Source organism: Stenotrophomonas sp. (assembly GCF_059505245.1).
This window is the reverse complement of record NZ_JCACKF010000008.1, coordinates 98,804-112,202: the sequence shown is the minus strand read 5'-3', so window position 1 is coordinate 112,202 and position 13,399 is coordinate 98,804. Positions and strand designations below refer to the sequence as shown.

Annotated in this window: 11 protein-coding genes; 4 read left to right on the top strand and 7 right to left on the bottom strand. The window is 66.2% G+C overall.

From position 1 onward, the window contains the following. Positions 1-48 precede the first annotated feature (48 nt). Positions 49-849 (bottom strand): F0F1 ATP synthase subunit A, encoded by an 801-nt coding sequence (gene atpB, locus AC5JLE_RS02740; RefSeq protein ID WP_014038569.1) that lies wholly within the window; start codon positions 847-849, stop codon positions 49-51. A gap of 31 nt (positions 850-880) precedes the next feature. Beyond that, a complete protein-coding gene (locus AC5JLE_RS02735; RefSeq protein WP_014648497.1) occupies positions 881-1,246 on the bottom strand; it encodes a hypothetical protein in 366 nt (121 codons plus the stop codon). 458 nt (positions 1,247-1,704) lie between these two features. Here AC5JLE_RS02735 and AC5JLE_RS02730 point away from each other — a divergent pair, with 458 nt between their 5' ends. Beyond that, positions 1,705-2,523 carry a hypothetical protein gene (locus tag AC5JLE_RS02730; protein WP_046432636.1) on the top strand — a complete coding sequence of 273 codons (819 nt, stop codon included), beginning with the start codon at positions 1,705-1,707 and terminating at the stop codon, positions 2,521-2,523. A gap of 442 nt (positions 2,524-2,965) precedes the next feature. Here AC5JLE_RS02730 and lpdA read toward each other — a convergent pair whose 3' ends face one another. The 3 genes from lpdA to AC5JLE_RS02715 form a co-directional block, all read right to left on the bottom strand. Continuing rightward, a complete protein-coding gene (gene lpdA / locus AC5JLE_RS02725; RefSeq protein WP_496064994.1) occupies positions 2,966-4,768 on the bottom strand; it encodes a dihydrolipoyl dehydrogenase in 1,803 nt (600 codons plus the stop codon). 107 nt (positions 4,769-4,875) lie between these two features. After that, positions 4,876-6,606 (bottom strand): dihydrolipoyllysine-residue acetyltransferase, encoded by a 1,731-nt coding sequence (gene aceF, locus AC5JLE_RS02720; protein ID WP_496064993.1) that lies wholly within the window; start codon positions 6,604-6,606, stop codon positions 4,876-4,878. Positions 6,607-6,773: 167 nt separating this feature from the next. Further along, on the bottom strand, positions 6,774-7,289 hold the full coding sequence (locus AC5JLE_RS02715; RefSeq protein WP_032961262.1) for a DNA-deoxyinosine glycosylase: 516 nt from the start codon (positions 7,287-7,289) through the stop codon (positions 6,774-6,776). 186 nt (positions 7,290-7,475) lie between these two features. On the opposite strand from AC5JLE_RS02715, the gene AC5JLE_RS02710 reads away from it, so the two are divergent. The 3 genes from AC5JLE_RS02710 to glpK all read left to right on the top strand — a co-directional run bounded on the left by AC5JLE_RS02710 (position 7,476) and on the right by glpK (position 11,468). Next, complete coding sequence (locus AC5JLE_RS02710) at positions 7,476-8,111, top strand: OmpW/AlkL family protein (protein ID WP_014648503.1); 636 nt, start codon at positions 7,476-7,478, stop codon at positions 8,109-8,111. Between the two features lie 246 nt (positions 8,112-8,357). Further along, positions 8,358-9,863 carry a glycerol-3-phosphate dehydrogenase gene (gene glpD / locus AC5JLE_RS02705; protein ID WP_496064992.1) on the top strand — a complete coding sequence of 502 codons (1,506 nt, stop codon included), beginning with the start codon at positions 8,358-8,360 and terminating at the stop codon, positions 9,861-9,863. A 105-nt stretch (positions 9,864-9,968) separates the two neighbouring features. Then, a complete protein-coding gene (gene glpK, locus AC5JLE_RS02700) occupies positions 9,969-11,468 on the top strand; it encodes a glycerol kinase GlpK (protein ID WP_197557133.1) in 1,500 nt (499 codons plus the stop codon). A 136-nt stretch (positions 11,469-11,604) separates the two neighbouring features. Here glpK and AC5JLE_RS02695 read toward each other — a convergent pair whose 3' ends face one another. After that, complete coding sequence (locus AC5JLE_RS02695; protein ID WP_014648506.1) at positions 11,605-12,399, bottom strand: MetQ/NlpA family ABC transporter substrate-binding protein; 795 nt, start codon at positions 12,397-12,399, stop codon at positions 11,605-11,607. A 25-nt stretch (positions 12,400-12,424) separates the two neighbouring features. Continuing rightward, a complete protein-coding gene (locus AC5JLE_RS02690; RefSeq protein ID WP_014648507.1) occupies positions 12,425-13,396 on the bottom strand; it encodes a helix-turn-helix transcriptional regulator in 972 nt (323 codons plus the stop codon). Positions 13,397-13,399 lie beyond the last annotated feature (3 nt).

The window sequence follows — 13,399 nt, the reverse complement described above, 5'->3', positions numbered from 1 at the left end:
TAAGGGTGATGAAACGGATGAAGGTTGAAACGCGTTGAAGCTTGAAACTCAGTGAGCGTCTTCCGACAGGCTCAGGTACACGATCGACAGCATCATGAAGATGAAGGCCTGCAGCGGGATCACCAGCAGGTGGAACAGCATCCAGCCGAGGCCGAACACACCACCCGCGATGGCACCGAAGAAACCGGCACCACCCAGCACCCAGATCAGCAGGAACACGATTTCGCCGCCGAACATGTTGCCGAACAGTCGCATCGCCAGCGAGATCGGCTTGCTCAGCCACTCGACGATGTTGAGGATCAGGTTGAACGGCATCATCCACTTGCCGAACGGCGCCGTCAGGAATTCCTTGACGAAGCCGACCAGGCCCTTGGACTTGAGCGCGAAGAACAGCATCAGGAAGAACACGCTGATGGCCATGCCGAGGGTGGCATTGACGTCAGCGGTCGGCACCGGCTTCCAGTAGTGCACGCCCACCCATTCCAGCGGCTTGGCGATGAAATCGGCCGGGATCATCTTCAGCAGATTCATCAACAGGATCCAGAAGAAGATCGTGATGGCGATCGGCGTGACCAGCTTGCTCTTGCCGTGGTAGGTGTCCTTGGCCTGGCGGTCGACGAACTCCAGGCAGATCTCGACGAAGGCCTGCCACTTGCCCGGCACGCCGGCGGTGGCCTTGCGGGTTCCCAGCCAGAACGCGACAACGATCACCAGGCCCATCAGGACGGCGGTGAGGAAGGTATCGACGTGGATATGCCAGAACATACCCTCACCCTTGCCGACCGGTGCGGTCAGGTTGTGCAGGTGATGCTGGATGTAGCTGGTAGGGGTTAGAGCCTCGCCCGCCATGTGTCCGGAACCTTCAGTTAATTGAATTCTGTCAACGCCTGGCCATGGCCAGGACCTGGAACATCAAGCCGACGGCGATACCGGCCAACAGCGCCAATGCAGGCAGCTTGAAGACCAGGAACCCCACCAGCAGGACGCCGAAAACCACGACCCACTTGGCCACGATCGCAATGATCAGGCGAGCCATCGCCGATCCTGCGGCCACCGCACCACCGCCCAGAGCCATCCGTGCCGCAACCCAGCCGCCGGCCGAAATGGCCACACCGGACGCCAGCGCGCCGAGGGCATACTTCGGACCTACCAGCAGGAAGGCCAGGGCCAGGACAGCCACCGCGGCCAGCGGGTAGACCGCGGCGCGCAGCATCAGTCGCCGACCCGCATCAACGGAGTTCAGCACAGGACGTCCCGCGTGGTTGCAAGTGGAGGGCTGAGGCGGCTACAGCAGGGGGGCCTCATCGAGCCGCCAAATTATAGCAATGGGACAATTTGCGAGACAACCGCTGCCTGTTCATCCCTGGAAGCCGCAAGTTGCGGTAACGGTTACATTTTTGCGTGCCACCCGGGGGACAATGACGTCCGCGTGATGCTGCACCGCAGTATTGAACTTTGGTCGCAGGCGCGGAACTTTCGCCGGATGCGCCGGTCCGATCTTTCGACCTGCCTGCAGCAACCTCGTCGACGCTTCGCCCCGCAGGTCCCACGATGGCCCCGAAGCCCGGCTCCGGGGCCATCTTTTTGCGTCGTCGCGACAGGGCTGAACCGTGCACACTCCGTGGACCATACGTTCACGGATGGTGGACGGCGGCGTCCGGCACAGTGGTCTTCATTCTGATGAACCACTGCAAGGACTCTTCGATGCGCCCCGTACCCACCCTGCTCGCCCTTTCCCTGCTCGCTGCCGGCGCCTCGTTCGCCAATGCCGCCCACGCCGCCGAAGGCGACGACCGCTTCGCCATCCGTCTGGGTGCGATGAACATCGATTCGGACAACACGCTGCGTGGCAGCACCACCGTGGCCGGCCAGGACATCTCCCTGGACCAGGACTTCAAGCTGGGTGGCAAGGAATGGGAGCCGCGCATCGACGGCATGTTCCGCATCAGCAACCGTCAGCGCCTGCTGTTCAACTACTTCAAGTACGACAAGGACCGTCGCGAGACGCTTGACCAGGGCATTTCCTTCGGCGGTGAGAGCGTGCCGGCCGGCAGCTTCGTGAAGGGCGAGCTGAAGTACCAGGTGGCCAGCCTGGTCTATGACTACTCGGTCGTTGATACCGACACCTTCGACCTGGGCCTGCAGATCGGTGGCGAGTACGCCAAGGTCAGCACCAAGGGCTACGCGGACCTGGGCACGGTGTATGAAGGCCAGTTCCTCAACGAGAAGGCCGATGGCGTGGCACCGGTGGTGGGTGCGCGCATGACCTTCACCCCGTCCGAGCGCTGGATGATCACGCTGCAGGGCCAGTACCTGAACACGCGCTGGGGCAGTTTCGATGACTACAAGGGCGACCTGAGCCGCGCCAATGCGATCGTCGATTACCGCTTCACCAAGAACTTCGGTGTGTTCGCCGGCTACGACTGGTTCAAGCTGGACGTGGACAAGAAGGGCAGCGACGGCACGGTCGGCCTGAAGCAGGAATTCAAGGGCCCGGTGGCCGGTATCAGCTTCGTGTTCTGATCCCCTGCCCCTTCCACGGCATCTTCTCTCCTGGCGCGGCCTCCGGAACATCGGGGCCGCGTTTTTTCTTTGCATCGTCGAGCAGAAAAGCAGGCTGGTCGAGCGCTGGGGGAAGAGGGGCTTGCGTGCGAATGTCCCCCGGCGCCGGCCTGCGGCCGTCACCTCCTCCTTTACTTCGCACACAAGCCCCTCTTCCCCCGCGTGTCAGGCATCCAGGCGGGCCAGGCTGTGGCTCTCGACTATCCCCAAGCCGAGCCGCTGCGCGGGTGGCGGGCGTTTCGACAAAGTAAAGGAGGAGGCGACCACCGCAGGCGGGCGACGGGGGACATTTGTCGAAATGCCTGCCACCCGTGCAGTGGCCCCACCCTTTGCTGCAGCACTGATCGAAGAAAAAAAGCCCCGGCAGATGCCAGGGCTTTTCGTTCGGAGCGGCGCGGACGCCTTACTTCTTCTTCGGCATGTACAGATCGGTGATCGTGCCGTCGTAGATCTCCGAGGCCATCGCCACCGACTCGCTCAGCGTCGGATGCGCATGGATGGTGTGGCCGATGTCTTCCGCTTCCGCACCCATCTCGATGGCCAGGCCGATCTCGGCCAGCAGATCGCCGGCATGCACGCCGACGATCGCGCCACCGATGATGCGGTGGGTCTCTTCGTCGAAGATCAGCTTGGTGAAGCCCTCGGTGCGACCGATGCCGATCGCGCGGCCACTGGCGGCCCACGGGAACTTGGCCACGCCGACCTTCAGGCCCTTGGCCTTGGCTTCGGTCTCGGTCACGCCGACCCAGGCGATTTCCGGGTTGGTGTAGGCCACCGACGGAATCACGCGGGCGACCCACTCCTTCTTGTGGCCGGCTGCCACTTCAGCGGCCAGCTTGCCCTCGTGCGTGGCCTTGTGGGCCAGCATCGGGTTGCCGACGATGTCGCCGATGGCAAAGATGTGCGGCACGTTGGTACGCATCTGCCGATCGACCGGGATGAAGCCGCGGTCGGTGACCTGCACGCCGGCCTTCTCGGCATCGATCTTCTTGCCGTTCGGCGAGCGGCCCACGGCCACCAGCACGCGGTCGAAGGTGCCCTGCGCCAGCGCAGGCGCCTGGCCTTCCTCGGCGGCTTCGAAGGTCACGGTGATGCCCTTGGCATCGGCGGTGACGCCCGAGGCCTTGGTCTTCAGGTGCACGTCGATGCCCTGCTTCTTCAGGCGGTCGGCCAGCGGCTTGACCAGGTCCTTGTCGGCGCCCGGCATCAGCTGGTCCATGAACTCGACCACGGTGACCTTGCTGCCCAGCGCGCTGTACACGGTGGCCATTTCCAGGCCGATGATGCCGCCGCCGACGACCAGCAGCGAGCCCGGCACTTCGGCCAGCTCCAGCGCATCGGTGGAATCCATCACGCGCTTGTCGTCCCACGGGAAGTTCGGCAGCTTCACCGCCTGCGAACCGGCGGCGATGATGCATTTCTGGAAGCGCAGCAGCTGGGTGCTGCCGTCAGCCGCGGTGATTTCCAGCTCGTTGGCCGAGACAAACCTGCCAACGCCCTGCACGTTGCGGACCTTGCGCTGCTTGGCCATCCCGGCCAGGCCCTTGGTCAGCTGGTTGACGACCTTTTCCTTGTACGCGCGTAGCTTGTCCAGGGTGATGGTCGGCTTGCCGAACTCGACGCCGAAATCACCGGCGTGGGCCACTTCGTCGATGACCGCAGCAGCATGCAGCAGCGCCTTGGACGGGATGCAGCCGACATTGAGGCAGACGCCGCCGAGGCTGGCGTAACGTTCGACCAGCACCGTATCCAGGCCGACGTCGGCGGCGCGGAAGGCTGCGGTGTAGCCGCCCGGGCCGGAGCCCAGCACGACCATCTCGCATTCGATGTCGGCCGGCTTGCCGCTGGACAGCGCCGGCTTCGGCGCAGCCGGTTCGGCCGGGGCGCGGTGCGACGGGGTCACCGGCGGCTTGCTGGCCGGGGCGGCCGGAGCCGGCGCGGCGGCCTTGGCCGGGGCTGCGGCGGCGCCTTCAGCGTCCAGCACCACGACCACGGCGCCTTCGGACAGGGTGTCGCCCAGCTTGACCTTGATTTCCTTGACCACGCCGGCGGCCGAGGACGGCACTTCCAGGGTGGCCTTGTCCGACTCCAGGGTCACCAGACCCTGATCCTTCTTCACCGTGTCGCCGACGGCGACCAACACTTCGATCACCGGCACATCGCTGTAATCGCCGATGTCGGGAACCTTGACTTCAATCGTGGCCATGGTGGGTTTTCCTCGTGCCCGCCCGGCGGCGCCGGCGGGCTGTCACTGCATCTGTTCACGCGGCCGCGCCAGGGGCTGCGGCCGCACGGTGGGGGCGAAGCGGTGCCTTACAGCAGCACGCGGCGCATGTCGGCCAGTACCTGCGACAGGTACGTGGTGAAGCGTGCGGCCAGTGCGCCGTCGATGACGCGGTGGTCGTAGCTCAGCGACAGCGGCAGCATCAGCTTCGGCGCGAACTCCTTGCCATTCCAGACCGGCTGGATGGAGGACTTGGAGACGCCGAGGATGGCCACTTCTGGTGCGTTGACGATCGGGGTGAACGCGGTGCCGCCGATGCCGCCCAACGAGCTGATCGAGAAGCAGCCGCCGCTCATGTCCGCCGGGCCCAGCTTGCCGTCGCGTGCCTTCTTGGCCAGTTCGCCGGTTTCCTGCGCGATCTGCACCACACCCTTCTTGTCCACGTCGCGGATGACCGGCACGACCAGGCCGTTCGGCGTGTCGGCGGCGAAACCGATGTGGAAGTACTTCTTCAGGGTCAGGTTTTCACCGCTGGCATCGAGCGAGGCGTTGAATTCCGGGAACTTCTTCAGCGCTGCGGCGCTGGCCTTGATCAGGAAGGCGAGCATGGTCAGCTTGATGCCGGCCTTCTCGTTCTCCTTGTTCAACGCCACGCGCAGGCCTTCCAGGTCGGTGATGTCGGCCTGCTCGAACTGGGTGACGTGCGGGATCATGGCCCAGTTGCGGGCCAGGTTCGCACCGGAGATCTTCTTGATGCGCGACAGCGGCTGGACTTCGGTCTCGCCGAACTTGCTGAAGTCGACCTTCGGCCACGGCAGCAGGTTCAGGCCACCACCAGCGGCGACGGCGCCACCGGCAGCTGCCGGCACGCCACCGCTGAGCGCGGCCTTGACGAACTTCTGTACGTCACCCTTGGTGATGCGGCCACCCTTCTCGGTGCCGTTGATCTGCAGCAGGTCCACGCCCAGCTCGCGGGCGAACACGCGCACCGCCGGGGTGGCGTACGGCACCTTGGCCGGCAACACGCCATCGGCATTGAACTGCACCGGCGGGCTGGACGGGGTACCGGCCGAGGCGATCTCGCGGGCCGCCAGCTTGTCCGGCTGCGCCGGCACAGCGACCGGCTCGACCTTGGTGGCGGTCTCTGCGGCAGCCGGAGCGGCAGCAGCAGCGGCCTTGGTCGGCGCCGGCGCGGCAGCGCCCTCGGCTTCGATGATGGCAACCACGTCGCCTTGCGACAGATTGTCGCCCACCTTGACCTTGATCTCCTTGACCACGCCGGCCACAGACGACGGCACTTCCATGGTGGCCTTGCCGCTTTCCAGCGTGACCAGGCCCTGGTCCTTCTTGACCGTATCGCCCACGGCGACCAGCACTTCGATGACCGGAATGCCGGCGTAGTCGCCGATGTCCGGCACCAGGGCTTCAACCGCACCACCGCTGGCAGCCGGAGCGGCCGGCGCAGCTGCAGCCGGCGCGCTCTGGGTGGCGGCAGCCGGGGCAGCGGCCTTGGCCGGTGCCGGTGCCGATGCCGGTGCCGGTGCGGCAGCGGCCGGCTTGGCGGCTTCGGCTTCGCCTTCGGCCACTTCGATCAGGGCCACGACCTTGCCTTCGGACAGGCTGTCGCCCACTTTGACCTTGAGCTCCTTGACCACGCCCGCCACCGAGGACGGCACTTCCATGGTCGCCTTGTCGCTTTCCAGCGTCACCAGGCCCTGGTCCTTCTTGACCGTGTCGCCGACGGCGACAAGCACCTCGATTACCGGGATATCGCTGTAGTCACCGATATCGGGGACAAGTGCTTCCTTGATTTCGGCCATGGGGATAACTCCGGCAATCTGGTGTAGGGAAACGTCTATTGTGCGGCCAGCGGGGTCCAGCGCCAACCGTTACAGGTGTTTTCAGTACGCACGCAGCCGGGACAGGCTGTTGCCCATGGGTCGGGTGCGCGACCAGTCGGTAGCGTATTGTCCAGGCGATGTCCGCTTCATGTCGCCCGCGCGTCGGCCACTGGCTGCCAGGCCTGGCGCAGGCGCGGCAACGACCACGCCGCATTGGCAGGGCTGGTCGACGGCAGCGCGACCACCTTCGGCGGGGCCTCCAGCCGCGGCAACACCCAGCGATGGAATGCCTGCAATGACGCGCCGCCATTGCAGCCGATCAGCGTCAGCTCAGGCAACGTGGCGATCAGTTCCGGCAGTGCATTGGCCACTTCCGTGCCACGCACGATGTCCGCATCCAGGCTGCCGCGCCGCTCGCAGCGCCCGATCACATCCCACAGGCCGATGCCTGCGGCGTTCAACGCCTGCAGCCGTTGCGCATAGGGCAGATCCGCGTCGAAACCGCAGATATCGGCCATCAGCGGCCAGAAGCGGTTGCGAGGATGCGCGTAGTAGCGCTGCTCCTGCAGGGATGCCACGCCTGGCATCGAGCCCAGCAGCAGCACCCTGCAATCGACGTTCACCTGCGCTGGCAGGCCAATGCACAACGTTGCCGTGCTCACATCTTCTCCAACTGCATGAATGTCGGCGAGAGCAGAAAACGCCATGAATAAAGGCATTCCGCACCCGTCGCTGAACAAGGAAAACTATTTTTTAACGTGCGTCGGATTCGATTCATGTTGGGGCGACTACGGTGTGCTCGCCCCGCAACCGGGGGCCCAAAACAAGAAACATTAGGAGATACCCCCATGCGCTCCATCCGTATCCTGAGTCTCGCCCTGCTGACCTCCGCCGCCTTCGCGCCGGCCGCTTTCGCCCAGGACAGCAGCACCACCGATACCGCTTCGGGCAAGCATTTTGCCGTTGTTGGCGGCATCTCGCTGCTGGAGCCGAAGAACGACCCGATCACCGGCGTGAAGAAGACCGACGGTGGCCCGGCGCCGACCGTCAGCTTCAGCTACTACATCAACGACAACTGGGCCGTTGAGCTGTGGGGCGCTGCCGACAAGTTCGACAACAAGTTCAAGGGCCCGAACAACGCCCGCCTGGGTTCGGTCGAGCAGCAGCCGGTCGCGCTGAGCGGCCAGTACCACTTCGGCCAGGCTGACAACGTGTTCCGCCCGTTCGTGGGCGTGGGCTACTACCAGTCGAGCTTCAGCAACGAGAAGCTGGGCAACGGCGCTGACACCGACATCCGCTTCAAGGATGCCAAGGGCGTGATCGGCACCGTCGGCGTCGACATGAACATCAACTCCACCTGGTTCGCCCGTGCTGACGCCCGCTACATGCGCGCCCGCCCGGACATCAAGGTCGGCGGCGAGAAGATCGGCGAAGCCAAGATGGATCCGTGGACCGTCGGCTTCGGCATCGGCGCCCGCTTCTGATCCAGGCAGCACCTGCTTCACTGATGCAACGCGACGGGCCCTTCGGGGCCCGTCGTCGTTTCCGTCACCCGCGTTCCGCGTGTAGAGCCGAGCCCATGCTCGGCTGCTTTTTTGTAGAGTCGAGCCAAGCCCCCTATCCCGAGTCGAGCGGCGGGCTCCGCGCGCATTGCGATGCGTTACGTTCAATGGCGCCCACGGTCAAGGGTGGCGCGGCTCGGCTCTACAGACACAGGACGCGGAGACACGATGGACGACGTCGACCTGCTGGTGATCGGTGGCGGCATCAATGGCGCCGGCATCGCCCGTGACGCCAGCGGTCGCGGCCTGCGCGTGCTGCTGTGCGAACAGCATGACCTGGCCGCGCACACCTCCAGCGCCAGCAGCAAGCTGATCCACGGCGGCCTGCGCTACCTGGAGCAGGGCGAGTTTGGGCTGGTGCGCAAGGCGCTGGGTGAACGCGAGGTGGTGCGCCGGCAGGCGCCCCATCTGGTCCATCCGCTGCGCTTCGTCCTGCCGTGGGAACCGCACCTGCGCCCGCGCTGGATGCTGCGCGCGGGGCTGTGGCTGTACGACCATCTGGGCCGGCGCAGCCCCGCCTTCCCCGCGTCACGCGCACTGGAACTGCAGCACGATCCGCTCGGCCAGTGGCTCTCCCCGGCGCTGCGGCAGGCCTTCAGCTACGCCGATGCGCAGGTCGATGACGCGCGGCTGGTACTGCTCAACGCCCTGGATGCCGCGCAGCGGGGCGCACAGGTGCAGGTGCGCAGCCGCTGCATCGACCTGCACCCCGTGCAGGGCCGGTGGCGGGCCGTGCTGGAATCCGCCGATGGCCAGCGGCACCCCGTGAATGCCCGCGCCGTGGTCAATGCGGCGGGCCCGTGGGCCGGGGGCCTGCTGGAACGGATGCAGGCGCGCAGCGGCGGCCCTGCGCTGCGCCTGGTGCAGGGCAGCCACATCGTGCTGCGCAGGCCCTGGCCCGATGACAGCGCCTGCCTGCTGCAGCAGCCCGACGGGCGGGTGGTGTTCCTGCTGCCTTTCGCCCACGACCACCTGCTGGTGGGCACCACCGATACCGACTATCGCGGTGACCCGGCGCGCTGCAGCGTGCTGCCTTCCGAGGTGACCTACCTGTGCGAAGCGGCCAATCGCTACCTGCGTGACCCCATCGCCCCGGACGAGGTGGTCTGGGCGTTCGCCGGTGTCCGTCCATTGCTGGCCGACCCGGATCCGCGCGCAGCGCAGCTGAGCCGCGACTACCGCCTGCAGGTGCAGGTGGACCCGGCACCGGCGCTGCATGTACTGGGCGGCAAGCTGACCACCTACCGGGTGCTGGCCGAGGAGGCACTGGACCTGCTGCGCCCTACCCTGCCACAGATGGGACCGGCCTGGACGGCGCGCGGAGACCCGTTGCCGGGCAGCGACTGGGGCGACGCCGCACAGGCGTGCTCGCGCCTGCTGGCGCTGGCACCGTGGTTGCCCGCAGGTATCGCGCGACGCTGGGCCGGGGCCTATGGCAGTCGCAGCGCGGAACTGCTGCAGGGTGTACACGGCCTGCACGATCTGGGCGAGGACTTCGGCGGTGGCCTGCATGCACGCGAAGTGGACTTCCTGCGCGAACGCGAGTGGGCGTGTGACACCGACGATATCCTGTGGCGCCGGAGCAAGCTGGGGTTGCGCCTGGATGCTGCGCAGGTGGCACGGCTGCAGGCGTGGATGGAGGGTCGGATCCCTTTTCCACGGAAAGGGCTCTGACCCCCGTGTTGCCACGTGTGCCAACCCAGGTTGGCAGCTACCAGGGCAGCCGCGCGCGACGCGATCGATGCATTAGGATTTCCCCATCGCCATTGGAGACGCTGCATGACGCCCCGCTACGTGCTGGCCATCGACCAGGGCACCACCAGTTCGCGCGCGATCCTGTTCGACCGCGCCGGCGACATCGTCGGCAGCGCGCAGCGCGAGTTCGCGCAGATCTTCCCGCAGCCCGGCTGGGTCGAGCATGACCCCCGCGAGATCCTTACCAGCGTCTATGCCACATTGACCGAACTGCTCAGCCGCGGGCAGATCGACCCACGCCATATCGCCGCGCTGGGCATCACCAACCAGCGCGAAACCACCGTGGTCTGGGACCGTGCCACCGGCCAGCCGATCCACAACGCCATCGTCTGGCAATCGCGGCAGAGCCACTCCATCTGCGAGCGGCTGAAGTCCGACGGGCATGAAGCGCTGATCCGCGAGCGGACCGGGCTGCTGATCGACGCCTATTTCTCCGCGACCAAGGTGCGCTGGATCCTCGACCACGTGGATGGTGCGCAGCAGCGCGCCGAACGTGGTGAGCTGCTGTTCGGCACCATCGACAGCTGGCTGGTGTGGAACCTCAGCGGTGGCCAGGCACATGTGACTGACTACAGCAATGCGGCGCGCACGCTGCTGTTCAACATCCACACGCTGGACTGGGATGACGACCTGCTGGCCCTGCTCGGCATTCCGCGCGCGATGCTGCCGCAGGTGCGCGACTCCAGCGCGGTGTACGCACACACCCGGCCGCAGTTCTTCTTCGACCATCCGATCCCCATCGCCGGCATCGCCGGTGACCAGCAGGCGGCGCTGTTCGGCCAGGCTTGTTTCCAGCCGGGCATGGTCAAGAACACCTATGGCACCGGTTGCTTCATGTTGATGCACACCGGCGCGCAGGCGGTGCGGTCGCGCAACGGCCTGCTGACCACCATTGCCTGGGGCCTGGACGGGCGCGTGGAGTACGCGCTGGAGGGTTCGATCTTCATCGCCGGCTCGGTGGTGCAGTGGCTGCGCGATGGACTACGCATGATCGAACGCGCCAGCGACAGCCAGGCGCTGGCTGCGCAGGTGCCCGACAGTGGCGGCGCCTACCTGGTGCCGGCGTTCGTCGGCCTCGGCGCGCCCTATTGGCGCAGTGATGTGCGCGGTGCGATGTTCGGCCTGACCCGCGGCACCCGCAAGGCGCACTTCGTGCGCGCCGCGCTGGAAGCGATGGCCTACCAGACCCGCGATGTACTCGATGCGATGCAGTCCGATGCGGGTATCGCGCTGACCGAGCTGCGCGCTGATGGCGGTGCGATCGGCAACGACTTCCTGGCCGGTTTCCAGGCCGACATTCTCGGTGTGCCGCTGCTGCGGCCGCGACTGACCGAGACCACCGCGCTGGGTGCGGCCTACCTGGCCGGCCTGGCAGTGGGGTTCTGGAACAGCCGCGAACAGATCGCCGCGCAATGGGGCCTGGACCGGCGCTTCGAGCCACGGATGGAGGTGGCCCGGCGCGAGAAACTGTATGCGGGATGGCAGCAGGCGGTGGCCGCGACCCTCGCCTTCCACGTCGATTGAAACGGCAATGCCCTGCCCTGCTGCGGCACGTGGAGTGACACTGTAGAGCCGAGCCATGCTCGGCTGCCGCTGGCGGGATACCGCAAAAAGCAGAGCCGAGCATAGGCTCGGCTCTACAGGCGAATGGGCGCTGGCGTCAGAACGCCGGCAGCACCGCGCCCTTGTACTTGGTCTCGATGAAGGCCTTCACCTGCGGGCTGGTCAGGGCCTTGGCCAGCTTCTGCACGCGGGCGTCGTCCTTGTTGTCCGGGCGCGCGACCAGGAAATTCACGTACGGCGAGTCCTTGCTCTCGATCGCCAGCGCATCCTGGGTCGGGTTGAGGCCTGCGTCCAGCGCGTAGTTGGTATTGATCAGGGCCAGGTCGACCTGGTCCAGCACGCGCGGCAGCATCGCCGAGTCGAGCTCGCGGAACTTCAGGTTCTTCGGATTGGCGATGATGTCGCGCTGGGTCGCCAGTGCGTTGGTCGGGTCCTTCAGCTCGATCACGCCGGCCTTGTGCAGCAGGATCAGCGCGCGGCTGTTGTTGCTCGGGTCGTTCGGGATCACCACGTCGGCGCCTTCGCGCAGCTCGGCCAGCGACTTGACCTTGCGCGAGTACGCACCGAACGGCTCGATGTGCACGCCGATCACCTTCACCAGGTCGGTCTTGCGGTCGCGGTTGTAGGCATCCAGGTAGGGCTCGGTCTGGAAGTAGTTCGCATCCACCTGCTTCTGCACCAGCTGGTCGTTGGGCTGCACGTAGTCATTGAACACCCGCACGTCCAGGTCCACGCCTTCCTGCTTGAGGATCGGCTTGACCACCTCGAGGATCTCGGCATGCGGCACGGCCGTGGCGGCCACCACCAGCTTCTGCGAGGGCTCGCCGGACTTGCCGCAGGCGGTCAGGGCCAGCGCAGCGGCGAGCAGGGGCAGCAACAGGGTCTTTTTCATGGGGGATTGAATTCTCGGGGGAGTGTCAGGAGTTTTCGTAGTTGCTCAGGGCCAGCTCAAGCAACGCCTTGGCCTGCTCGCGCAGCATCATGGGCTCGACGATCTCGGCATCCGAGCCGTAATGCAGCACATCCATCAGCAGCTCGCGCGAGACGCTGTACGGCACCTTCAGCTCATAGCGGCCGTCGGCCAGGAAGCGGCCCTGCTGCTTGGAATGCCAGTGCTCGTCGGCCACCCAGCGCGCGGCCTTGGCGCTGAACAGGATGGTCGCCCAGCCCTTCGGCGCGCCAGAGAAGATGCCGTAGCTGGCGCCGAGCTGCTCGTCCAGCTCGCTGTCGGCGACATCGCGCGCGGTGCTGTCGACCACCCGCGCCTTGTGGATGCGGTCGACCGCGAAACTGCGCAGGGCGTCGCGGTCATGGTCCCAGGCATCCAGGTACCAGTTGTCGCGATAGTGGGTCAGGCGCTGCGGCGAGACGGTGCGCTTGGTCGGCTCGTCGGTGGAACGGGCACGGTACTCGAACGCCAGCTGGCGGCGCTCCAGCACGGCCGATGCGACGCTGCGGAAGCTGCCTTCGTCAAACTTGCGGCCACGGTGCGGAATCACCCGCACGCGGTCGACCGGCCAGCTGGACACGCCGGCCTGGGCCGCCAGCAGGCTCTCGATGCGTTGCTGCAGCGGTGCCAGCACCGACGACAGCACACCACCGCCGGTCCGCGCCAGCAGGTGCTGCGAGGCCAGCAGGGCATGCAGCTCCTCCGAGCTGAGCCACAGGCCGGGCAGCTCGAAACGGTCGCTCTCGTCAGCCTGGTAGCGGAAGCCCGCCTCGCCGTCGCCCTCGATCGGTGCCATCAGCGCATCGCGCAGGAAGGCCAGGTCGCGGTAGACGGTGGCGCGGGAACAACCGAGCTTGTCCTGCAGGGTCGCCACCGTCACCGGATAGCGCGCGGACTTGAGCAGACGATGCAGGGCGGTGATGCGTTCGTATCGGTCCATACC